The sequence below is a fragment of the Mesorhizobium sp. WSM4840 genome (assembly GCF_055811755.1).
Genome location: NZ_JBVVQD010000004.1, coordinates 1 through 23214, shown reverse-complemented (window position 1 = coordinate 23214; position 23214 = coordinate 1). Strand labels below are relative to the sequence as shown.

Annotated in this window: 24 protein-coding genes; 14 read left to right on the top strand and 10 right to left on the bottom strand. The window is 63.8% G+C overall.

Annotated elements, in window-relative coordinates; genetic code table 11:
- Window positions 1-25 precede the first annotated feature (25 nt).
- The 4 genes from AC0L3I_RS07720 to AC0L3I_RS07705 all read right to left on the bottom strand — a co-directional run bounded on the left by AC0L3I_RS07720 (window position 26) and on the right by AC0L3I_RS07705 (window position 2465).
- Window positions 26-247, bottom strand: a complete 222-nt coding sequence (locus tag AC0L3I_RS07720; RefSeq protein WP_027154326.1) for a hypothetical protein — start codon at window positions 245-247, stop codon at window positions 26-28.
- A 121-nt stretch (window positions 248-368) separates the two neighbouring features.
- A complete protein-coding gene (locus AC0L3I_RS07715) occupies window positions 369-779 on the bottom strand; it encodes an SRPBCC family protein (protein WP_473485164.1) in 411 nt (136 codons plus the stop codon).
- On the bottom strand, window positions 776-1099 hold the full coding sequence (locus tag AC0L3I_RS07710; protein ID WP_473485163.1) for an ArsR/SmtB family transcription factor: 324 nt from the start codon (window positions 1097-1099) through the stop codon (window positions 776-778). The genes AC0L3I_RS07715 and AC0L3I_RS07710 overlap by 4 nt, the downstream gene beginning before the upstream one ends.
- A 193-nt stretch (window positions 1100-1292) precedes the next feature.
- Window positions 1293-2465, bottom strand: coding sequence for an MFS transporter (locus AC0L3I_RS07705; protein ID WP_473526672.1), 1173 nt, complete (start codon window positions 2463-2465; stop codon window positions 1293-1295).
- A gap of 235 nt (window positions 2466-2700) precedes the next feature.
- Between AC0L3I_RS07705 and AC0L3I_RS07700 the strand changes: the two genes are divergently transcribed.
- Complete coding sequence (locus AC0L3I_RS07700) at window positions 2701-2988, top strand: DUF3175 domain-containing protein (RefSeq protein ID WP_473485385.1); 288 nt, start codon at window positions 2701-2703, stop codon at window positions 2986-2988.
- 10 nt (window positions 2989-2998) lie between these two features.
- On the opposite strand, the gene AC0L3I_RS07695 is transcribed toward AC0L3I_RS07700, so the two are convergent.
- Window positions 2999-3775: a FadR/GntR family transcriptional regulator gene (locus tag AC0L3I_RS07695; RefSeq protein ID WP_473485162.1), complete on the bottom strand. Its 777-nt coding sequence runs from the start codon at window positions 3773-3775 to the stop codon at window positions 2999-3001.
- A gap of 102 nt (window positions 3776-3877) precedes the next feature.
- The gene (locus AC0L3I_RS07690; RefSeq protein ID WP_473485161.1) at window positions 3878-4774 is read right to left on the bottom strand and encodes an NAD-dependent epimerase/dehydratase family protein; all 897 of its coding nucleotides are present in this window, start codon (window positions 4772-4774) and stop codon (window positions 3878-3880) included.
- Between the two features lie 155 nt (window positions 4775-4929).
- Here AC0L3I_RS07690 and AC0L3I_RS07685 point away from each other — a divergent pair, with 155 nt between their 5' ends.
- Window positions 4930-5862: an NAD(P)-dependent oxidoreductase gene (locus AC0L3I_RS07685; protein ID WP_473526524.1), complete on the top strand. Its 933-nt coding sequence runs from the start codon at window positions 4930-4932 to the stop codon at window positions 5860-5862.
- A gap of 357 nt (window positions 5863-6219) precedes the next feature.
- Here the strand turns inward: AC0L3I_RS07685 and AC0L3I_RS07680 are convergent, their stop codons facing one another.
- The 4 genes from AC0L3I_RS07680 to AC0L3I_RS07665 all read right to left on the bottom strand — a co-directional run bounded on the left by AC0L3I_RS07680 (window position 6220) and on the right by AC0L3I_RS07665 (window position 12152).
- Window positions 6220-8685, bottom strand: a complete 2466-nt coding sequence (locus AC0L3I_RS07680) for a PAS-domain containing protein (protein WP_473526523.1) — start codon at window positions 8683-8685, stop codon at window positions 6220-6222.
- A gap of 81 nt (window positions 8686-8766) precedes the next feature.
- Window positions 8767-9864: a branched-chain amino acid ABC transporter substrate-binding protein gene (locus tag AC0L3I_RS07675; RefSeq protein ID WP_473485158.1), complete on the bottom strand. Its 1098-nt coding sequence runs from the start codon at window positions 9862-9864 to the stop codon at window positions 8767-8769.
- Window positions 9865-10230: 366 nt separating this feature from the next.
- A complete protein-coding gene (locus AC0L3I_RS07670; RefSeq protein ID WP_473485157.1) occupies window positions 10231-11028 on the bottom strand; it encodes a FadR/GntR family transcriptional regulator in 798 nt (265 codons plus the stop codon).
- A 134-nt stretch (window positions 11029-11162) separates the two neighbouring features.
- Window positions 11163-12152: a sugar-binding protein gene (locus AC0L3I_RS07665; protein ID WP_473485156.1), complete on the bottom strand. Its 990-nt coding sequence runs from the start codon at window positions 12150-12152 to the stop codon at window positions 11163-11165.
- Window positions 12153-12578: 426 nt separating this feature from the next.
- Between AC0L3I_RS07665 and AC0L3I_RS07660 the strand changes: the two genes are divergently transcribed.
- The 12 genes from AC0L3I_RS07660 to AC0L3I_RS07605 all read left to right on the top strand — a co-directional run.
- The gene (locus tag AC0L3I_RS07660; RefSeq protein ID WP_029351636.1) at window positions 12579-13319 is read left to right on the top strand and encodes an ATP-binding cassette domain-containing protein; all 741 of its coding nucleotides are present in this window, start codon (window positions 12579-12581) and stop codon (window positions 13317-13319) included.
- 40 nt (window positions 13320-13359) lie between these two features.
- Window positions 13360-14358, top strand: a complete 999-nt coding sequence (locus tag AC0L3I_RS07655) for an ABC transporter permease (RefSeq protein ID WP_473485155.1) — start codon at window positions 13360-13362, stop codon at window positions 14356-14358.
- A 175-nt stretch (window positions 14359-14533) separates the two neighbouring features.
- Window positions 14534-15361, top strand: coding sequence for an AraC family transcriptional regulator (locus AC0L3I_RS07650; protein ID WP_473485154.1), 828 nt, complete (start codon window positions 14534-14536; stop codon window positions 15359-15361).
- A 121-nt stretch (window positions 15362-15482) separates the two neighbouring features.
- A complete protein-coding gene (locus tag AC0L3I_RS07645) occupies window positions 15483-15926 on the top strand; it encodes an SRPBCC family protein (RefSeq protein WP_473526522.1) in 444 nt (147 codons plus the stop codon).
- 31 nt (window positions 15927-15957) lie between these two features.
- Window positions 15958-16752 (top strand): FAD binding domain-containing protein, encoded by a 795-nt coding sequence (locus AC0L3I_RS07640; RefSeq protein WP_473526521.1) that lies wholly within the window; start codon window positions 15958-15960, stop codon window positions 16750-16752.
- Window positions 16753-16802: 50 nt separating this feature from the next.
- Window positions 16803-17285: a (2Fe-2S)-binding protein gene (locus tag AC0L3I_RS07635; protein WP_192359772.1), complete on the top strand. Its 483-nt coding sequence runs from the start codon at window positions 16803-16805 to the stop codon at window positions 17283-17285.
- Between the two features lie 14 nt (window positions 17286-17299).
- Complete coding sequence (locus AC0L3I_RS07630; RefSeq protein ID WP_473526520.1) at window positions 17300-18667, top strand: xanthine dehydrogenase family protein molybdopterin-binding subunit; 1368 nt, start codon at window positions 17300-17302, stop codon at window positions 18665-18667.
- Between the two features lies 1 nt (window position 18668).
- Window positions 18669-19673 carry a xanthine dehydrogenase family protein molybdopterin-binding subunit gene (locus tag AC0L3I_RS07625; protein ID WP_473526519.1) on the top strand — a complete coding sequence of 335 codons (1005 nt, stop codon included), beginning with the start codon at window positions 18669-18671 and terminating at the stop codon, window positions 19671-19673.
- A 9-nt stretch (window positions 19674-19682) separates the two neighbouring features.
- Entirely contained in the window at window positions 19683-20564 is an 882-nt protein-coding gene (locus AC0L3I_RS07620; protein ID WP_473526518.1) for an AAA family ATPase, read from the top strand.
- 92 nt (window positions 20565-20656) lie between these two features.
- Window positions 20657-21793, top strand: coding sequence for a vWA domain-containing protein (locus AC0L3I_RS07615; protein WP_473526671.1), 1137 nt, complete (start codon window positions 20657-20659; stop codon window positions 21791-21793).
- The gene (locus AC0L3I_RS07610) at window positions 21790-22680 is read left to right on the top strand and encodes an amidohydrolase family protein (RefSeq protein WP_473485148.1); all 891 of its coding nucleotides are present in this window, start codon (window positions 21790-21792) and stop codon (window positions 22678-22680) included. The genes AC0L3I_RS07615 and AC0L3I_RS07610 overlap by 4 nt, the downstream gene beginning before the upstream one ends.
- Before the next feature lie 104 nt (window positions 22681-22784).
- Window positions 22785-23214: helix-turn-helix domain-containing protein (locus tag AC0L3I_RS07605; protein WP_473526517.1), on the top strand; the 430-nt coding region annotated here is incomplete at its 3' end.

Genomic DNA, 23214 nt, shown 5'->3' with positions numbered 1-23214 from the left:
CTTGTCGTCCACCGTGCTCAGGCTTCTACGCCGTGCGTCGTCCGCTGCGCCACCTCGTGGCATAGGGCAACGCGAACAAGTAGAGACCGCTGAGCATGAGCAAGCCGAGCGGGATCAGCGGCATGAGGTACACCCAGTAGGCGGGCTCGACACCTACGCCCAAGGTGATGAAGATGGCAGCGACGACCGCCGTAAAAATGATCGACAGCCAGCGGTGGAATTGCCGAATCCACGTGTTCCAGTTCATGAGCACCTCCTCTGAAGACGAGCTGAAGCGGATCGGGTGACCCGCTTGGCGCCAGCCTTCTTTGCAAGCTTGTTTGATTTGATGACGTCTCGTTGGCCATGCCCGTTGGCGCCGGCACGCCTTACTCTATCCGCGCCAGGACCTGCTCCAGGTTCGCTAGGAACCGCTGCCATCCGTATTGGGCACCCTGGTAGTACTGCTGCTGATCCGGCCGGAAGCCCAACTGCTCCATGCGCAGATGGGTCCCCGTGCTCGTAGGGGTGAGCGTCCACGTGACGACACTTTTGAGATCCTTGGTATCCCACGTGTAAGACAGCGTCTTGTTGGGCTCGACTGCCTGGACCTGACAGTCGACCGCGCCCCAGTCCGCGCTAAGATTGAAACGGTGCCCCTCGTCTGGCTTGAAATCGTTCTTCATCAGCCACTCCTCGATCAGGTGTGATTGCGTGAGCGCGCGCCAGATCTTTTCCGGCGGAAAAGCGACCTCCCGTTCGACGACGACGGCGCGCGTTTTGGTCTCAGTATTGGTCATTGGTCCATCCTTTTGAGCAAATCTTCGAGGTTGTCGAACCGGCTTCGCCAGAACCCAGCCATTTGGTTCGTCCAGTCTATCAGCGGCGCCAAGGCGCCGAGCTCCGCGCTATAATGCGTGTTGCGGCCTTCATGACGGTCGCGCACCAACCCGGCCTGCTTCAGCACCCCAAGATGCTTTGACACGGCCGGTTGCGAGACGCCGGCCCGAGCGGTCAGGGCCGCGACGGTCTGGTCTCCGTCGCGACACAGCCGCTCGAAGATGGCCCGTCGCGTCGGATCGGCAAGCGTTTTAAAGAGGATCTCGTGGGGCTGTGGCATCGTGATCGATAACTCGCTGGCTATTTATAAACCAATAACCACCGAGATATGTGTAAGTCAAGCAGGAACGTGGACCGGAATCCGCGTCTCAGGAGCCACCGCCCATGTCTTGCTACCACCGATTGCGGACTGTCATCGACTAGTCAGCGAATTTCCGCTCGGGGTCGTGAGCCGAAATTCAAAGGGTCAGTGCTCAGGCCATCGCCGCGGCGCTGCGCCGCGCTTTCCACAGCAACAGCACCATGGCCGCTATGTTCAGCAGGTTCCAGGCGATGCCGTTGAGGAACGCGGCGGCGTAGGAGCCGGTCAGATCGTAGATCCAGCCCGACATCCAGCCACCGATCGCCATGCCGAAGATGGTTGCCATCATGACCATGCCGACGCGCTGGCCGGCCTCCTTGGCGGGCATGTATTCGCGCACGATGATGGCATAGCAAGGCACGATGCCACCCTGCGACAGGCCGAAGACCAGCGAGACGACGTAAAGCGACGCTAGCCCGTCGAAGCGGATGTAGAACAACAGCGACAGGGCTTGCAGCACCGAGCCGATCAACAGGGTTTTCACGCCGCCGATGCGATCGGCAAGGAAGCCGGACGCCAGCCGGCTGACGACGCCCGCCGCCAGCATGATCGACAGCATGTCGGCGCCACGCGCCACGCCGTAGCCGAGGTCCATGCAATAGGCGACGATATGGACCTGCGGCATCGACATCGCCACGCAGCAGCCAAGGCCGGCGACGACGAGCAGCACCTGCAGGGCTGCCGGTGACAGTGAGATCGGCTGGACGGGCCGGCTGCCGGGAGAACCGGGAGCGGCGGCAAGTGGTGCGCCGCGCCTGAGCAGCAGGATCAGCGGCACCATGGTCGCGAGGCAGACGACGCCGATCCCGGCATAGGTGAAACGCCAGCCTTCGGCCTGCATGACAAAGGGCATCGCCAACGGCCAGATCGCCCCGGCGAGATAGTTGCCGGCGGCGGCAGCCGTCACCGCGACGCCGCGGCGGCGGTTGAACCAGTGCGAGATGTCGGCGATCAGCGGCCCGAAAATCGCCGAGGTGCCGACGCCGATCAAAAGTCCCTGGACAAGAGTGAACTGCAGGATCGAAGTGGTCAGCGACGCCAGCAGGAAACCGGTACCGAGCGCCACCGAGGCAATGAGCGCCGGGATCCAGTAGCCCATGCGGTCGATGGCGCGGCCGACCAGCACATTGCCGGCGGCGAAACCGACCATGGTCGCGGTATAGGGCATCGACGCGGCGGCGCGATCGACGCCGAATTCCGCCTGCACGGCGGGCAGCACCACGACCACCGCCCACATGCCGACGCCGCCGATCGTCGCCAGCAGCACGGAAATGCCGAGCCGCATCCAGGCATAGGCGCTGTCGATGCCGCGGCTGCTTGCCTGGCTGGAGACGGTTGTGGTCAAGGCGTTTCCTGTCCGCGATTCTGCAAAATCGACCGGTTCGACACCACTATCGGTGCATTGGCGGCGCCGTGCAGCGCCACGACAGGCAAATCCGTGGCTCCAGGGATTCGAGCTGCGGTGGAACAGTGGCTGCCGTCCCGGAGTTTTATCAACGCACCAATGGAAGGAGTTTGTCATGACCGCGAAAAGGAAATGGTCGGCCGAGGTCACCGAGCACAGCGACGCGCTGGACCTCGAGGAACATATCTTCGAATCCCACGATCCCAAGAAGATCGCAGCCTCGCTGAAGCGATCGGCCGAACACAGCGAGCGGCGCAAGGCCGAGCCGTTCCAGTCCGCCATGTCAATGCTGAATTTCTACATCAACCGTGCCGGCAAAAACCTGCCGGCCGAGCAGAAGAGAGTGCTGGAGGACGCCAAGGACGAGCTGCGCGCCGCGTTCGGGCGCCCGAAACAAGATTAGAGGATCGACTTTACCTCGACTTGATGACGCCGTCGGTGTTGGCCAGGAGCTTGCGTACCGCGTTGCGCGCCGCATCCGGCCGCTGCAGGCGGATGTTCTTTTCGATCGCTTCGTGCAGCTTCTGCGCGTGCTGCAAATCGTCCAGTTCCCGCGTCGTATAGGCGAACAGATGATCGAACGCCGATTCGATCAGCACGCCGAGCGGCACCAGAAGATCGTTGCCGGATGCACGCAGGATGGCCAGATGAAAACGCGTATCGGCGCGCGTGCGCTCCTGCAGCGTCGTCGCCTCCCCCATCTCCCGGCAGGCCTGGCTGATCTCGGCCATCTGCTCGTCTGTGCGCCGCATGGCGGCAAAGGCGGTCGCTTCCGGCTCGATGATGTGGCGGAACTCCTGCACCGTTTTCAGGAACACCTCGCGGTCGGGCGATGTCGCGTACCAGGCGAGCACATCGCGATCGAGCAGGTTCCAGCGCTCTTTCGGCTCGACCCAGCTGCCGATCTTCGGGCGCGAGGCCAGCAGGCTCTTGGCCATCAGCATCTTGATCGCTTCGCGCACCGCCGAGCGGCTGACGTCGAAGGTCTCGGACCATTTGGCTTCGTTGGGCAGGATGGTTCCCGGCGGATAGTCGCCGCGCACGATCCTGAGACCGATTTCGTTGGCCAGCGACGCATGCACGCTCGACCCAGGCATACGCGCCGCGTCGGCGCGACGCACGACTGCCGGGCGCTCGGCGGACGCCGCCTTGGCCGGTGTTTTTCTCTTATTCGGCTTGCCGTCCCGCATGCGTTCACAAAGTCCGGATTCCGAAAGCTGTCAAGCACGGGGAAAGCCTCGGGCTGCAATGCCTGCTTCTGTGCACAGATCAGCCCGGATGCATCGACCTCGTCATGTCGTCTTGACGTATTTCCGCCAGCTGTGTTCCGGGCGGAATCCGAGCATATCCCGCGCCTTGCGGTTGGAGAGCAGCGTTTCGTATTCACCAAGTTCGCCCTTGACCGGCACACCGGGATAAAACCGCTTCAGCAATTCGGCCGTCGGCAGGTCGGACGAGGTGTCGTCATTGGCGGCATTGAACACCTGATAGCCGAGCCCGTCCTTTTCGATGGCGCGCAACGTGATCTGGCCGAGGTCGCGCGCGTCGACATAACTCCAGGCGATCCGCTTGCGGAAACCCGGATCGGCGAACCATTTCGGAAACAGCGAATATTCATGCGGCTCGATGACGTTGCCGATGCGCAAAGCGTAGATGTCGATGCCGCTGCGCAGCGCGAAGGCGCGCGCCGTCTTCTCGTTGACGATCTTCGACAGCGCGTAGCTATCCATCGGATCGACATCGTACTCCTCGTCGAGCGGGAAATGTGTCGGGTCGCGCGGCTCGTTGGCGAAGACCAGCCCATAGGTCGTCTCGCTGGAAGCGATCACCACCTTGCGGATGCCGAGCTTCACCGCCGCCTCGATGACATTGTAGGTGCCGAGCGCGTTGATGCGGAACACCTCGTTGTCGGGCGTGATCATGATGCGCGGGATCGCCGCGAAGTGCACCACGGCATCGACCGGCTGCGCCCGCAACGACGGGTCGAATTCATGCAGGCCCATATAGCTCGACAGTGCATTGAACACCTGCCCGCTGTCGGTGATGTCGGTGACCAGCGTGCGCACCTTGGGATTGTCGAGCGGCTTGGTGTCGATGTTGAGCACCTGACAGCCCTGCTCGACCAGATACTGCACGACATGACGCCCAGCCTTGCCGCTGCCGCCGGTGAACATGATCCGCTTCGTCATTTTGCTCTCCACATTCCCTGGAATACATGTGTATTGTCAGACAATATGGCATTCCGCAATCGCCTGCCAACCGCCTGCGGCGAAAACCGGCTTCAACAATTCGCCTGCCAAAGTGCAGCGCCGTCATCGATATCAGCAACACAGGACGACACGACATGAATACGACTGCCGCGAGCGAAAAGATCGGCTTCATCGGACTTGGCTTGATGGGCCACGGGATCGCGAAGAACATCGTCGATAAGGGCTATTCCCTGACGTTTCTCGGCCGCAAGAACCGCGCGCCGGCGGAAGACCTGCTTGGCCGGGGTGCGGAGGAAGCCGCGACCTCGCGCGACGTGGCAGTGGCATCTGATATCGTCTTCATCTGCGTCACCGGCTCGCGCGAGGTCGAAGCTATCATACGCGGGCCCGGCGGCCTCAAGGAAGGCCTGAAGAAGGGTTCGGTGATCGTCGATTGCTCGACCTCGGATCCGACCTCGACGGTAACGCTTGCCGCCGAACTCAAGGCGCTCGGCGTCGACTATGTCGATGCCCCGCTGAGCCGCACGCCGAAGGAGGCGTGGGAAGGCACGCTCGACGCCATGGTCGGCGCGTCGGACGCGGTCTTTGCCCGGCTGAAGCCGGTGCTCGACACCTGGGCCGGACGTATCGTCCATATCGGCGACACCGGCGACGGCCACCGTATGAAGCTGCTCAACAATTTCATCTCGCTGGGCTATGCGGCGATCTATTCCGAGGCGCTGGCGCTGGCGCAGAAGGTCGGCATCTCGCCGCCGCGCTTCGACAGCGTCATCCGCAACGGCCGCATGGATTGCGGCTTCTACCAGACCTTTATGCGCTGGACGCTGGAAGGCGACCGCGATGCGCACAAATTCACCATCGCCAACGCCTTTAAGGATCTCACTTATCTCGAATCGATGGCGGGTGCCGCAGGCATCGCCAACCCGCTCGGTAATGCCACCAAGAACGCCTTCGCCGGCGCATTCGCCGCCGGGCCGGCCGATCAATATGTGCCGATGCTCGCCACGCATATCGGCAAGATCAACGGCGTCGACCTGACGCCGCCTACAGCGCCACGCGGACGATAAGACGCGCAATGAAGGCTGCAGAGCCGACATGGAATTTTCATGAGCCCAAAGCCTGATTCATTGCAATAGAACCAGGCGCTATGCTCCTGTTTGATCATCATCTTCCGAACCGAACCTTTAGGACTATCATCTATGGGCAAACCCGATCAGCCAGCGCAAATGGCCAAGATGGGTAGAATGTTGCCATTCATCTCGACGATGAGAACGAGCAAGTGGCGCCAATTGCCGACCTTGCCAGCGACGCCGGGAAGGTAAAGTCTCGGCCCCAAGGAGGCGCTGGCGAAGGAACCATCCCTGCGTTGGTCGACAAGGTGAGCGCTGTGGAAGGCGACGAACCGGGTGCGGGCGCGAGCCCCACTACCCAAGCTTGTGACAAAGTCGATTGAGCACGTCTCGAAGCGCATTAGCGGCTTGCTCACGCTCGTCAGCAGACATCAGCTCGGGTTCAGCCTCCAGGCTGAGATGCGGCAGCACGGTTCGAACGGCGCTGCGGGCGGCGACCATATTGGCCTTCAGATCGAGGACGCGATAGGTGGCGACGGGATAGGCGATGCCCCTGACCTGGATGTGTCCCAGTTCCACGCAGGCGATAGTGTCCTTCACTTGCGCAAATGTCTCATAGGAAATGAGCACGGCGCCCGGCGGCGCCTCCTGCTCGAGGCGTGAGGCGAGATTCACGGCGCCGCCGATGATCGTGTAGTCCATCCGGTCTTCGCTGCCGAAGTTGCCGACGGTGCAGTAGTCGGTATGGATGCCGATGCGGCAGCGCAGCGGCGTTTCGATGCCGATGTCACGCCAGATTTCGGCAAGGTCGGTCATCCGCTTCTGCATGGCGAGGGCCATCTCGACGCAGGCGAGCGCGTCCTCCTTGACACCGCGAGTCTCCGGATCGCCGAAAAACATCAAAATCGCGTCACCGACATACTTATCGATCGTCGCGCCGTGATCCGAAGCAATTTTCGACATTTCCGTCAGATAGTGGTTGAGGAGCTGGGTGAGATCCTCGGACTCCATCTTGTCAGTGGTCTCGGTAAAGCCAGCGATGTCTGAGAAGCATATGGTCAGCTTCTTGCGCTGGCTGGCGATCCTGACGTCCTGACGGCCGGAAAATATCGATTTGTACACCTGCGGCGCGAGATACTTGGCCAGCTTGTTGGAAAGCGCCTCGAGAGCCGCGGACTTCTCGGCGAGGTTTTCCTCCCGTTGCTTCAGCTCCGTGATGTCCGAGTAGACGGCGACCGTTCCGCCGCCGGTGATCCGCCGCTCGCCTATCATGATCCATCGTCCATCGCCGCGCCGTTGCACCCAGGGGTCGCCAGGGTTGCGGTGCCGGGAGAGCCGCTCGGCGACCCATTCCTCGACCCGCCCCTCGGCATCCTTGATGTAGCCGCGCTCAGCGGACCGGCGGATGATCTGCTCGAATATCGTGCCGGGCGTCATTTCCTCCAGGCCGGCGTAGAGCAGTTCGCGATAGCGGCTGTTGCTGAGGACGAGCCGGTCCTCCCGGTCATACAGCGCGAAACCCTCAGAGATGCTCTCGATGGCGTCGACGAGCCGCTGGCGCGCCTCGGCGACCTCGCGCAGGTTCTTTTCCTCGACCTCGACCGCGGTGTCCCGGAACAGCCTGAGCGCCTCGGCCATGCGGCCGATTTCGTCTCGGCCGGCGGCAGGTAGGTGCGCTCGAAGATTGCCGCCAGCGATCGCGAACATGCCTTGGCTCACCGCCCCCAGCCGGGCGAGAAGGCTTCGGTCAACATAGAGCCAGACCACCAGAACCGAACTCAGAAGGCTGAGGAAGGCGGAGCCAAGGACAACTCCGGTGCCGTAGCGCTGGACGACCGCGGCTTCGAGACCGGACGCGGTGATCTCGCGGTCCGCCGCGACGACCAGCCGATCAACGGCAGCGGTGAGGCTGCGCGACAGCCGATTGTTTTCGCCGAGAAGCTTTTCGCCCTGCGCCAGGACGGCGAGCTCGTCCTGGCGGGCCTTGGGGATGCTCTTTTCGCCATCGATCAGCGCCTTAAACTCGTCCACCCGTTGTCGGAAGCGGACCTGCAGCTTCTCGTCGATCTCGGCTGAGATCGTTTCCAGAGCGGCAAGGGACCGGCGCAGCGGAAACAGGATCAACGCCAGATCGCCCAGAGTCGACGCGTCCGCCGTCCTGATCAGAGCGTCGTTGACCGCCGACATCTCCTGGTGCGCCCTCTGTTGGGGGACGTAGGCTGCAATCGCCTGGACGAGATCGGCCATGACCGCCGCGCTTCGATCCGGCGCGAGCGATGCGTCGGCCGCGGCCGCCCGCCACTGCGCGAGCCTGGAATTCATCACCAGGATGCCGGGGGCCACGAGACGCTGGCCTGCAATTGTCGTCGCCGACAAGCGGCGCAGCAGCTCTTCCTTGCGCGCGACCACGGCGAGGCGCGTGGCAACAAGGTCGTCGAGAGCGTCGAGGTTGCGCCTGAGACCGAGCACCGCAGCCTCGATCTCAGCCACCGCTGGCGTTCCAAGCGCGGCACCCTTGAGCGCGGCCAGCAGCTCCTCGAGTCGCGTCATCTCGACCCCGATCGCGGCCGAGACTTCGTTGTGCCGGGCTTTGCTAGTCGACGTCAGCACGGCCGGCGCAATGGCCGCGACCCGCTCGGCCTGGCGCGACAGCTGGAGGGAGGCAAGCGCCGACGGCACCCGATCCCTGGTGATGCGGTCGACGACGTCGCCGACCTGGAGAAAGGCATACAGGGCAGCCGCTGTTGCCAGCACTGCGAAGGCGCTGATCCCGAAAAAAGCCAGCAGCAGGCGGCCGCGTATGCCGAGGCGTTCAAGCATCGCGGCAACGCTTTGATCCGAATGAACCCGCTAACGTGGTCTGCATCAGATATCTCAAGCGGCGCACCGTCGAATTGGCCCTTACTCGACCGGCACGTACTCTCCACTTCGCCAGACGTACCATACCCAGTTCTGGGTCGAGAGATCGCCCTTGTCGTCGAAATCGATCGAGCCCAGGACAGTGTCGAACTCCTGCCCGCGCAGGGTCGCGATGACCGTCGCCAGCTCCAGCGAACCTGCCTTCTCGACCGCCTGCGCCCAGACCTGGACGGCAGCGTAGCTCAGCAGCGTGTAGCCTGCGGGCTCGAAGTTTTCGGCACGGAATCGCTCCACTACCGGAGCCGCTTCGGGGTTTCGCCGTGGGTCCGCGGAGAACGTGAAGAGGGTCCCCTCGGCCGCGGGGCCGGCGATCAGGGCAAATTCCTCGGTCGCCAGGGCATCGCCGGAGATGATCTGAACCGCGTAGCCGCGGTCGCGTGCGGCGCGAACAATCAGCGCAACCTCGGCATGATACCCACCGACATACAGCACGGCGATGCCAGCGGCCTGTAGTGCAGCGACCTCGGCCGAATAGTCGTCCTTGCCTGGGGTGTACGCGTCGTAGACAGCTTCGGTCACGCCCCGCTTGTTCAGCTGCTTTCTGGTCTCATCGGCGAGACCTTTCCCATATGTCGTGCTGTCGTGAAGGATCGCGACCTTCTTGTCGCTCCAGTGATCGGCTAGGTGGTTGCCGGCCACGATTCCTTGCGTATCGTCGCGACCAATGACGCGGAAGACGTTGGCCCGACCCTGTTCGGTCAGCTGCGGATTGGTCGATCCCGGCGAAATCTGCAGAACTCCCGCCGCCTCGTACACCTTCGATGCCGGGATCGAGGCTCCGGAGCAGTAGTGACCGATGACGAGCACCACGCCATCAGCGACCAGCTTCCGGGCTGCCACCACCGCCTGTTCGGGATCGCAGAAATCGTCGACCGCGATTAACCCCACCTGCTGGCCGAGAACGCCGCCCGCCGCATTGAAGTCGGCAACAGCCATCTCTGCCCCACGCTGCCCCTGCTCGCCAATCCAGGCGAGCCGCCCCGTCATCGCGGCCGAAACCCCGACCAATACCTCCGCCCGCGCGGGGCAGATGAACAACGCCGCGAGCGCCACAAAAGCCACTGTGATGATACGGTGCATGGATGACACCCCAAGCGTGTAGTTTACGCCAATCTCGTCAACGCCGACAGTCCTTTCCGCGAACGTGGATATCTTGGCTGTTCCTGCAGCGCACTCGTCTCGTCGTTGATTAGGCTTCTACCTGGATTTGCCATATCCCTGCGCGGGTTAGTTGACGGCTAAAGCGCTCGCGCTTGCCGAGGTTCTCAACAAAATCGGGCCTAAGCGGTTGTTGCCATCGCGTGCTACGAAGTGGATTGCCCCCTTTGCAGACATTCCGGCCCGACCTACGAACGTCGCCTTCGGGTCATGGGCGGGAGTTCGGCCGAGCGCGAACGAGTTTCCGCTTAGAGCCGAACTTTCCGTTCAGAGCGATTGGGTTTGACCTTACCGCCGCGACCGCCCGATAACGTCGTCGGTGTTGGCGAGCAGTCTGTGCACCGCGGTGCGGGCTGCAGCCGGCCGCTGGAGCCGGATGTTCTTCTCGATCGCCTCGTGCAGTGACTGTGCCCGCCGCTGATCGCTGGTCTCGCGGGTGACGAAGACGAACAGGTGGTCGAGCGCGGATTCGATCAGCACGCCGAGCGGCACCAGGAGGTCGTTGCCCGACGCCCGCAGGATGGCGAGATGAAATCGCGTATCGGCGCGGGTGCGCTCGGGCAGCGTCGCCGCCTCGCCCATCTCCCGGCAGGCCTGGCTGATCTCGGCCATCTGCTCGTCTGTGCGCCGCATCGCGGCAAAGGCGCTGGCTTCCGGCTCGATGATGTGGCGGAATTCCTGGACGGTGCGCAGGAACATTTCGCGATCGGGCGCCGTCGCGTACCAGGCGAGCACGTCGCGATCGAGCAGGTTCCAGCGCTCCTTCGGCTCGACCCAGCTGCCGATTTTGGGGCGTGATGCCAGCAGGCTCTTGGCCATAAGCATTTTGATCGCTTCGCGAACCGCCGAGCGGCTGACGTTGAAAGTCTCGGACCATTTGGCCTCGTTGGGCAGGATGGTTCCCGGCGGATAGTCGCCGCGCACGATCCTGAGGCCGATTTCGTTGGCCAGCGACGCATGCACGCTCGATCCGGGGATCAGCGCCGCGTCGGTACGGCGCGCGCCGGGCGGACGGGCAGCCTGTGCCTTGACCTTGGCCCGTGCCTTGACCGTTGTAGGTCGCTTTTTCAATCTTGCGTCCGACATCCATGTTCCCCGGCACAGGCTGAACTCAAGGCGCGGCAAAGCAGGAGCGGTTCGCCCCAGCACTGTCACCTCGCACGTTTCGTGAACCGGTGTGACGGGGCGCCCGGCCAGCGGACGCCCCGAAACCTGCGAACCTACTTCTGGATGCAGGTATCGACCGTATCCTTGGTGCACTCGTCGAGACCGGTGAAGACCGGATCGGCGACCGGCTTGCCTTCGATCAGGTCGATCATCACCGAGGGTGCCTTGTAGCCCATCTCGAACGGCCGCTGGCCGACCAGTGCGGTCACCAGACCCTCCTTGGCAATGGCCACCTCGTCACCGATCGTATCGGCCGCGCCGATGACGAACTCGTTGCTGGCGATCTTCTCGGCCATCGGCTTGAACAGGTCGCGATAGGGCTGCGGCGCACCGAACAGCGGCCAGCCGCCCATGATGCCGAAGGCGTCGAGATCGGGATTGGCGGCGAGGATATCGGTCATCGCCTGCACGCCCTTGGCGCCGTCGTCGTTGGTGAACACCGGGCAGCCGGCGACCTCGGTCCAGCCGCCCTCGCCGGCGAGCGCCGGGAGATCCTTCTGGCCTGTAAGCGCGTCGCGCATGCCCTGAGCGCGGCGCAGGATGTTGTCGGCCGCCGGATTGCCTTCGATGGTGCAGATCTTGCCGCCGTCCGGCTTGGCCTTCTTGATATACTCGCCGATCTTGTAGCCCATCAGATAGTTGTCGGTGCCGAGATAGGTCTTGCGCAGCGCCGCATCTTCCTTGCTGAGGTCGGCGTCGAGCGTCATGATCGGGATCGACGGATTGGCGCTTTTGATCGTCTGCGCGATCAGCGGCGCGTTGGACGGCGAAATGGCCATCGCCACCGTGTCTGGCTTGCTCAGCATGTCCTGAACGATCTGGGCTTCGCCGGCCTCGTCCGAAGTCGACGCCGGACCGGTGTAGAAGCATTCATATTCCGAGTTGGCGTTTTCCGAGTTCCATTTCTGGCAACCCTGGTTAATGGCCTCGAAGAACGGATTGTCGAGCCCCTTCACCACGATGACGAGCTGTTTCTTGGCCATAGCCGGCCCGGCGCCCAACGCCAGCATGGCGACGGCAGCGAGCAATAGTGATTTCCTCATTTCAGTCCTCCCTTGAAACAGACGGACACGGCGTGCCCGCCACACAGACCAGCCCGGATGCGCGATGACAGAGGTTCGTTTCGCGAGCGCTCGTGTCGCCAAGCCGGGCCGATAAGTATTTCCAGATGCGATCACAGACCAGCGCGATATGGACGCTGCCAGATCCTCGACCGATAAACCTCCGCCTACTTCGCCCCGGCGCGCCGGGGCAGGAGATCGGCATAATCTCCTCCGACGCTTAGCTAATATCGGCTTGCTACGGACGTCAATTGCTATTTGTCCTACAAAACGGATTTTTCGAAAGAAGCCGCTGTTGACGGCAAGGGGGCATATGCGTAAATGGGCGAAAGCGCGGTTCCCGGGAGGAGCTGGGAAGAGCGAGGCCGCGGCAGGACCACAGGCCGAAAGCACGGAGGAAGCAGTCTGGTGTCGGTTCTCGAACTCGCCAACATCTCAAAACATTTCGGCGCCATCCAGGCCGTCAACGACGTTTCGCTGTCGATCGAGGCCGGACAGGTGGTCGGGCTGATGGGCGACAACGGCGCCGGCAAGTCGACGCTGGTCAAGATGATCGCCGGCAATTTCCGCCCGAGCCATGGCACGATGCAAATGGACGGCAAGGAGCTGATCCTGCACAAGCCGGTGGAGGCGCGCCAGCACGGCATCGAGATCGTCCATCAGGATCTGGCGCTTTGCAACAATCTGACGGCTGCCGCCAATGTCTATCTCGGCCGCGAGCTGCGCCGCGGCGTCGGGCCGTTTCGCATCCTCGACTACGCCGCGATGTACAAGCGCGCCGGCCAGATTTTTGCCGTGCTGAAATCCGAAACCCGCCCGCGCGATCTGGTCAAGCAGATGTCGGGCGGCCAGCGGCAGGCGGTGGCGATCGCCCGCACCATGCTTTCGCAAGCCAAGATCGTGCTGATGGACGAGCCGACGGCGGCGATCTCGGTCCGGCAGGTCGCCGAGGTGCTGAACCTGATCCGCCATCTGCGCGACCAGGGCATAGCGGTCGTGCTGATCAGTCACCGCATGCCCGACGTTTTTGACGTTGCCGACCGCGTCATCGTCATGCGACGCGGCCGCAAGGTCGCCGATAAGACGATCGCGTCGAGTTCGCCCGAGGAAGTCACCGGGCTTATCACTGGCGCCATCGAACAGGTTTGATGCCAGCCGGTTTCACCACGCAAGCAGATAAAGGTCGACGATGGCAGTAACTCTTGACCAGACGATCGCGCAGAAACAGCACACTTTGCTGACCAGGGTGTTTGCCAGCCAGACCTTCTGGGTGGTGATCGCCGTCATCCTCGCCTGCCTGTTCTTGTCCGTGGCAACCGATTCCTTCGCCACGTCGAAGAACCTCTATAACATCACGCGCAATGTCACCTTCGTCGCGATCGTCGCGCTCGGCATGACCTTCGTCATCATCACCGGCGGCATCGACCTTTCGGTCGGCTCGGTGCTTTGCCTGTGTTCGATGGTGCTGGCCGTGACCATGCATGCCGGCTACGGCATCGAGGTCGGCATTGCCGCTGCGATCGCGACGGCGCTGATCATCGGCGCCTTCAACGGCATCCTGATCGCCTATCTCGGCTTTCCGCCGTTCGTGGTGACGCTCGGCATGCTATCGATCGCGCGCAGCCTGGCCATGGTCGCCTCCAACAACACCGTCGTCTTCCAGTTCGGGCCCGACCACGACAAGCTTCTGGCGCTGGGTGGCGGCGCCTTTGTGTTCGGCATCGCCAATCCGGTGCTCTACATGATCGTGCTGGCGCTGATCACCGGCTTCGTCCTGCGCTGGACGAAATTCGGCCGGCACATCTTCGCCATCGGCGGCAACGAGCATGCGGCGACGCTGACCGGCGTTCCGGTGCGCCAGATCAAGGTCGTTGTCTACATGATCTCGGCGCTGGCGGCGGGCCTTGCCGGCATCATCCAGACCGGCTGGCTGGGCGCCGTCACCACCAATCTCGGCAACGGCATGGAGCTCCAGGTCATCGCCGCCACCGTCATCGGCGGCGCCAACCTCGCCGGCGGCATGGGCACAGCCTTTGGCGCCGTCGTCGGCGCGGCGCTGATCGAAGTGATCCGCAACAGCCTCGGCCTGCTCGGCATCAACGCCTTCTGGCAGGGAGTGTTCATCGGCGGCGCCATTCTGCTGGCCGTTCTGTTCGATCGGCTCCGCAATTTCAGGCGCAACGAATAGACCGCAGGTCACAAGCGCTATTCGTTTCCCTTGCAATCGCTCAGTCTGAAAATCGGTCGGCACGGTCCATAGCGGGCGCCAGGCGTGCGCATGTACCTTGACGCAGGCCCGGAACGAGCCGCACTATCCCCATTGCAGGCGAAGGGAGGCCAGTCGCCTGCGGGAGGATATACCCATGACGGAAGCGATCAGGCTCTACTGGGGCCGGTTCGGACATGTTTCTGTCCTGAACGTCGCCAGCGACTTCGTCACCCATGCCCATGTCGAGGCGCATATCATCATCTGGCTGGAAGGCACGGCCGGCGAGATGACCATCGGCCGCGAGACGGTGCGGCTTGGACCCGGCACCGCCGCCGGCATCAATTCCTTCCAGCCGCACAGCCACGCTTTGTCCCGCGACGGCCGCCCCGGCCTGTTCCTCGCCTTCTACATCGATCCGGACTGGGCGCGACGGCGCCGAGATCTGCCGTCCGCTGCACCACTGTTCTCGACACCAGCGATCGTGCTGGAGCCGTGGCTGCACAAGGCGGCGGCCAACCTTCTCGATCATCTCAGCGACAATGAGAGCATCGACGACATCGCCAATTACGAGATCGAGCGCTTCATCGACAGCGTGCTCGACGCCGCCGACGCCTCGGCACCGCAAGTGGCACGCGCCCGCGTCCACACCATGCAGGACTTCCGTGTCCGCAAGGCGATCCAGCTGATGAAGGCTAATGTCTGCGAACGCATCTGCTTCGATGATGTGGCGCGCAGCGTCGGCCTGTCGCGGCCGCATTTCTTCGCGCTGTTCAAGGAGCAGACCAATCTGACGCCCAACGTCTACTGGAACACGCTGCGCATGGAGGAAGCAGTGCGGCAGTTGCAATGGTCACAGGAGCCGCTGATCTCGGTCGCCTGCAATCTCGGCTTCACCACGCAGGGCAATTTCTCGCGCTTCTTCCGCGACCATGTCGGCGTTCCGCCGACACTCTATCGCGAGGCGGCGCGGGCCATCTCCTGAAGCCATTTTCAGACTGCCCGTTTTTTCAGACTTATTGATAGGCATTCAAGACGCATTGATAAGCGCCGTCGGGCTCGCCGCCCTACCCTCGCGACACAGATATTTGCAAGGGAACGATCATATGGCGAAAGTCACCATCTCCAGCGTCATCGACGCACCGATCGAAAAGGTCTGGGCGCGCATACGCGACTTCAACGGTCTGCCGAGCTGGCACCCGCGCATGGTCGAAAGCCATATCGAGGACGGCAAGGATGCCGGCACGATCGGCTGCGTGCGCAATTTCGAGCTCGCCAGCGGCGCCCGCATCCGCGAAAAGCTGCTCGACTTCTCCGACGACAATTTCCTCGTCAGCTACTCCATCCTGGAGACGCCGCAACCGCTCACCAACCACAAGGCGACGCTGCAGCTGCGGCGGGTGACCGATGGCGACCGCACCTATGCCGAATGGACCGCCAGCTTCGACGCTGCTCCCGAGGAAGCCGACAAGCTGGCCGAAGGCATGGGCGCCAACGTCTTCCAGGGCGGCTTCAACGCTTTGAAAAGTCATTTCGCCGACCAAGGTTGAACTGAATGGGGCTGACAAACAGGAGCGTTCCATGGCGCTTGCATTGCAGACTTTCTCGACGGTGAAGGACGCGACCGCGGCGCTGAAAGCCGCCGGCACCCGCTATCTCGGCGGCGGCACGCTGGCCGTGCGCGCCGCCAATGAAGGCGATGTCTCGGTCTCCAGTCTTATCAGGTCGACCGAACCGGCGCTGTCGGCCATCACTGTTTCCGGCAGTGAGGTTCGCATCGGCGCCTCGGTGACCATGGCGGCGATCACCCGTCACCTGGATCTCGCTCCGCTTGCCGGCGCCGCGCGCGCCGTCGGCGGCCCGGCGATCCGCAACATGGCGACGATCGGCGGCAATCTCTTCGCCCCGGCGCCCTATGGCGATTTCACCGTGGCGCTGCTGGCGCTGGACGCAACAGTCAGCATCGATGGCGGCGAGATGCCGATCGAAACCTTCCTGGCAAAGCGCGAAAGCAATCACGCCATCGTCACTTCGGTCGGCTTCAGCTTGCCAGTGGAAGGCGGCTTTCGCTTCCTGAAAGTGTCGCGGATCAAGCCGAAGGGCGTCTCGGTGCTGAGCATCGCCGCCGTGCTGGAACAGGCGCCGGACGGCACCGTGTCTTCGGCGCGGATCGCGCTTGGCTGCATGGCCGACCGTCCGATGCGCGCGACGGCGGCGGAGAAGGCGCTGCTCGGCAGAATACTCAGCAGCGACGGCATCGCGCCGGCGCTGGCCGTTGCGAGCGACGGCACCGCGCCGATCACCGATCCGATCGCCAGTGCCTGGTATCGCAACGAAGTCCTGCCGGTCCATCTCGGCCGGCTTTTGCTCGCCTGAAAGCCAATGGCGGGTAAGTCCGCCTGGCTGCGGCGCAAGGAGTAGAAAAGATGGCAAAGGTCCCGGTTCAGTTCACGCTCAACGGCGCGGAGAAGGCCGAATTCATCGACAGCGGCACGACGCTGCTTCATGCGCTGCGCGACAAGATCGGCGACACCTCGCCGAAGGGCGGCTGCCATCAGGGCACATGCGGCGCCTGCTCGGTCATCATCGACGGCGAGCTGCGGCTTTCCTGCCTGACGCTGGCCGAGACCTGCAGCGGCGCCGCCATCACCACGACGTCAGGTCTCTCGGAAGGCGGCGTGCTGCACCCTTTGCAGCGCGCCTTCCTCGACGCCTTCGCCACCCAATGCGGCTTCTGCACGCCGGGCATGATCATGGCCGCCAAGGTGCTGCTCGACCACACGCCGAACCCCAGCCGCGACGAGGTGGTCGAGGCGCTGTCGGGCAATATCTGCCGCTGCACCGGCTACGAGCCGATCATCCAGGCGGTGCTGACCGCCGCGCGGTCCAATTCGCAGAATGCGGCCTGACGGGAGTCAAAAAGATGGAACTCCGCAAGAGCTATTTCGCCGACCAGCGCAAGGACGATCTGCACGAGATCGGCCAACCGCGGCCGCGTTCGGATTCACCCGGTCACGTCACCGGCAAGACCGCTTATTTCGCCGACCGCAATTTCCCCGGCATGCTGCATCTGAAGATGGTGCGCAGCCCGCATCATCACGCCCGCATCCGCGGCATCGACATTTCAGAGGCCGAGAAGCATCCGGGCGTGGTGAAAATCCTGACCGCCAAGGACGTGCCGCACAATGTCTACACCATCCTGATCCTGATCCAGATCGGGCCGGAGGACGAGACGGTGCTGGCCGACGGCAAGGTGCGCTGGAAGGGCGAGGCGGTGGTGGCGGTGCTGGCCGAGACCGAGCGTGCCGCGCAGGAGGCGGCGGCCAAGGTCAAGGTCGATTACGAGGTGCTGCCGGCGGTCTTCGACATGGAGGAAGCGCTGAAGCCCGGCGCGCCGATAGTCAACGAATATCACGGCCGGAACTACTATCTCTATGACAGCGGTGAATGCCGCAAGGTGCGCTTCGGCGATGTCGAGGCCGGCTTCGCCAGCGCCGATCACGTGCTCGAACAGACCTACCAATCGTCGCCGATCGAGCATGCGCCGACCGAGACGACCGGCTGCATCGTCGCCCCCGAGGGCAACGATCGCTTCACCTGCTACACCAACACGCAGGCGATGTTCTTCACGCTCGATAATGCCTCGATCATCCTGCAGATGCCCGGCAACAGACTGCATTTCGTCGGCGGTACCGTCGGCGGCGGTTTTGGCGGCAAGGTCGACGTCATTGTCGAGCCGATTGCGATCCTCGGCGCCAAGCTGACCGGTCGTCCTGTCTCCTTCATCTACAGCCGCGCGGAGGAGATGCAGATCTCCTCGCCGCGCGCGGCGGAAAAGGTCGTCATCAAGGACGGCGTCATGAAGGACGGCCGCATCGTCGCCAGAAAAGTCACCGGCTACACCGATGCCGGCGCCTATTCGCGCCACTCGCCCTACGGCGCGCAGAAGGGCGCCGGCCACTATCCCGGCCCCTACACGATCCCGAATGTCTGGATCGACACCTACTGCGTCTACACCAACCGCACCCCCTCCTCCGCCATGCGCGGCTTCGGTGTCACCATCGGCGATTTCGCGCTGGAAGTGCAGATGGACAAGCTCGCCCGGCTGATCGGCATGGACCCGCTCGAATTCCGCTTCATCAACGCCTACCGCGACGGCGACATGAAGGCGCACCGCCAGCCGACCGAAGGAGCCGCGCTGATCGAGTGCATGCAGGAAGCTTCGCGCGCCGCCAACTGGCCGGTGGCGGAGAAGTTCATGGCGATGTCGTCCTACGCGAAGGGAGCTTGAGATGGCGATCAGGCGCGGACGCGGCGTCGCCGCGATCAATTATCCGACCGGCATGAATCTCGGCGGCGACCCGACCCAGGCGTTGGTCCATTCGACGCCGACCGGCAATTTCATGGTGACGCTGTCGAGCGTCGATCTCGGCCAGGGCATGAAGCAGATCATGGCGCAGATCTGCGCCGAGACGATCGGCGTGCCGACCGACCGCGTCGTCGTCGACACCGCCGACACCGACACTGGCCCGCACTGCATGGGCACCTTCGCCTCGCGCGGCACGCACCGCGCCGGCAACGCGGTCATCCAGGCGGCCAGGGAAGCCCGCCAGGTGATGCTGGAAGTGGCGGCCGAGGAGCTGGAGGTGAATGCCTCGGACCTCGAGACCGACGGCCAGGGCAACATCCTGGTCAAGGGCGCCCCGCAAAAATCGATCTCGATCTTCGATGTCGCGCTGTCGGCGCATTTCAAGCGCGGCCGCTCGATTTCCGGCCGCGGCATGTTTTTGATCCCGCGCTCATATCCCGAGAAAGAAACCGGCGCGATGAAACCGTCGACCTGCTATGCGCACGCCTGCACCGTGGCCGAGGTCGAGGTCGACGACGAGACCGGCGAGGTCACCGTGCTGACGGTGAAGAACGTCTTCGAGATCGGCCGCGCGCTGAACCCGAAAATGGTCGAGCAGCAGCTCGTCGGCGGCTCGTGGATGGGCATCAGCCATGCGCTCTACGAGACGACGGAACCCTATTACCCCAATCGCGACCATGGCGGCACCGACTTCAACCAGTATCTGATGCCGGGTCCTGGCGATCTGCCCGAAACCGAGATCATCGTACTGGAGAGGCCCTCTGCCGACGGACCCTATGGCGCCAAGGGGCCGGGCGAAATGTGCGCCAACCCGCAAATCCCTGCGGTCGCCAATGCCGTCTTCGACGCCGTCGGCGTGCGCATCGACACGCTGCCGATCACGCCGGAACGCATCCTGCGCGCGCTGAAGGCGCAAGCCTCGAACTGAGTGCTGGAAATGCCCAAGAGAAGCGCCGGCACTGTCGCGATCTCGCCCGAGGCGGTGGCGTCCCGCCTCGCCGCTTCGCGCTATCTGGCCGATGAGAGCCTCGCCACCGCCATCTTCCTGGCGATCCGGCTGGGCAAGCCGCTGCTGCTCGAAGGCGCGCCCGGCGTCGGCAAGACGGAGGCCGCAAAAGCAATCGCCGAAGTGCTCGGGCGCGACCTGGTGCGGCTGCAATGCTATGAGGGCATCGACGCCGCGCATGCGCTCTACGAATGGAACTACCAGCGCCAGTTGCTCGCCATCCGCCATGCCGGCGAGCATGTGGTCGACATCTATGACGACCGTTTCCTGATCGCGCGGCCGCTGCTGCAGGTGCTGAAGGCGCCGGAAAAGCGCGTGCTGCTGGTCGACGAGATCGACCGTTCGGATCATGAGTTCGAAGCGCTGCTCCTAGAATTCCTGTCCGATTTCCAGATCAGCATTCCCGAGCGCGGCACTATTCGCACCAAATCGCAGCCGATCGTCATCCTGACCTCGAACCGCACCCGCGAACTGGCCGAGGCGCTGCGGCGCCGCTGCGTCTACCACTGGATTACCTACCCCGACGCCGAGCGCGAGGCCGCCATCATCATGCTGCGCGCCGGTGACGTCGCCGAGGCGACCGCACGCGCCGTGGCATCTGCCGTGCGCGACATCCGCGCCCGGCCGCTGGCGAAGCCGCCCGGCATTGCCGAGGCGGTCGAATGGGCCAATGCCGCGACGATCCTCGAAAAGGGCGGCAGCCCGTGGCCGGAAGCTTTTCGCCGCGCCATCGGCGTGCTGATCAAGGACGAAGAGGACCTGTCCTATATCGCCCCCGAGCTTGGTCGGATCGTCGAGGAGGCATTGGTGTGACACGCGACGTCAACGACCCCTTCGCCCCGTTCACAGCGGGGCGGCCGAATACGGATCGACCTCACCGCTGGCGGGACGGCACCCGCGAAGGAATGATGCGGGGAGAAAGCTTGCCCCGGGCGGCTGCGCCCTTGCTCGGCTTTGGCCGGCTGCTGCGCCGCTATGGCTTCCCGGTGGCGCCCGAGCAGGTATCGGGCTTCATGCAGGCGGTGACGCTACTTGGACCGCGCTCGATGATTGACATCCACGAGGCAGCGCTTGCCACGCTGGCGCCGCCGCCCGACCGCCGCGACGAGTTCGAGGCGCATTTCCAAAGCCATTTCTGCGGCAACACGGCTGCCCTCGTCGAGGGCGAGGCCGACGAGGAAACCCGCATCAAGGACGATGGCGGCACCAGCCAAGAAGAAATCGAGGTGACGCGCCAGGAGGAAGGCGGCGAGCTATCGTCCGGCGCCGAATGGTTGAGCGCCCGCGACTTTCAGCGCGACGGCGACCGGCTTGCCGCCTTCCGCCGCAAGCTCGCTGCCGCCTTGCCCATCCGCCGCTCCTTCCGCACCGTGCGAACGCACGCGCGCGGCAAGCTCGATCTGCGCCGTTCGCTGCGCGAAATCGTCAGCGCCGATGGCGATGTGCCGTCGCCGCTGCTGCGCCGCAGGCAGACCGTGCCGCGCAAGCTGCTGATCCTGATCGATGTGTCAGGCTCGATGAAGCTGCACACGTCGGACTACCTCAAACTGGCGCATGCGGCGGTGCAAGGCGCGGACCGGGCCGAAATTTTCACCTTCGGCACGCGGCTGACCCGCATCACCGCGGCGCTGCGCATTCGCGACCGCGACCAGGCGCTGGCCCGCGTGGCAGCACTGGTCGACGACTGGGACGGCGGCACCCGCATGGGACCGACGCTGCTCGCCCTCCTGTCAGTGCCGCGCTTCTCCGCTTTCGCGCGCGGCGCTGCGGTCGTCATCCTGTCGGATGCGTTGGAGCGCGGCGACCATGCCGAGCTGGAAATGGCGATGCGCCGGCTGAGCGCACGCGCCTTCCGGCTTTCGCTGGCGACGCCTCTGGCCGGCGACCCGCGCTTTCTGCCGGCGACGGCAGCTCTTCGCGCCATCCTGCCGGTGCTCGACGATCTCGTCGATGGCTCGTCGATCTCGGGCCTCACCGATTTCATCCTGTCGCTCGCCCGCCCCGCCCCCGCGGCTGCAGCAATCTGGAAGAGGGTTTCATGACCCAAAAGGCGATCGACGCGCATTTCCACATCTGGCGCCGAGAAGATCAACCCTGGTTGCGCGGGCCGATGGTGCCGCGCATCTTCGGACCCTACGAGCCGATCCGCCGCGACTATCCGATCGAGGAATTCCTCGCCGACCAGCAAGGCTCTGGCGTCGAGAAGGCGGTCTATGTGCAGACCAACTGGGCGAAGGAGGATTTCGAGACCGAGGTCGCCTTCCTGCAGAAGACGGCTAACGAAACCGGCTGGCCGCATGCCATCGTCGGCTATGCCGACATGACGGTGGACGATATCAGGCCGCAGATCGACCGGCTGGTAAAATACAAGCTGCTGCGCGGCGTGCGCATGCAGCTCCACTGGCACGAAACGCCGGCGTTTCGCTTCGCCGCCGCGCCCGATCAGGTCATCGACTCGAAGGTGCGGGCTAATGTGGCGCGGCTGAAGGACTACGGCCTGTCTTTCGACCTGCAGCTTTTCCCGGCTCAGATGAAGGACGGGCTGACGCTTGTCGGCGAGAATCCTGAGACCAATTTCATCCTCACGCATGCCGGCATGCTGACCGACATGTCGGAGGAAACTACGCAAGCCTGGAAAGCCGGCCTGCGCACGCTTTCGGAGGCGCCCAACCTCTATGCCAAGCTGTCCGGCCTCGGCACCTTCACCCACCGCAACGACCCGGCGCTGATCGCCTACATCGTCGACAACGCCATCGACATCCTCGGCAGCGACCGTCTGATATTCGGCTCGAACTTCCCGATCGAGAAACTGTGGACCAGCCACGCCGAGCTGATCAAGGCGCACCGCGACGCGGTGGCGAAGCATGGCGCGGCCGCCGAGGCGGGCATTTTTTGGAACACGGCGGAGCGCGTGTATCGGCCGGTGTGACGCGCTGACCTCCCTTCTCCCCTTTGTTTGGACTGGGGAGATCGCGAACAGGTGTGCGAGGACATCGCGAACAGTTTTGCGCATTGTGCGCGAGGGGGTTCGGGATGCCGTTCAAGGACAGAAGCGCGATGAAGCAGAAGTTGGAGTTCGTGAGGCTGGCCTCGGCGGAGGGGTCGAATGTGAGCGCGTTGTGTCGGCGCTTCGGCATCGGACGGACGTGCGGCCACAAGCTGCTTTCGCGCTACCGGAGCGAGGGCGAGGCAGGACTGGCCGAGCAGTCGCGGCGGCCGCGATCGAGCCCGGCGCAGTGCGCGCCGGAGGTGGAAACGGCTGCGCTTTCGGTGCGCGCAGCGCATCCGGCTTGGGGTGGACGCAAGATCGCGCGCGTCATCGCCCGCGATGGCATCGGCACGCCCGCGGCCTCGACGGTGACCGGCATCCTGCGCCGCAACGGCATCGCGCTGGGCGGCGGGGCGCAGCCCTTCATCCGCTTCGAGCACGAAGCTCCCAACGATCTGTGGCAGATGGATTTCA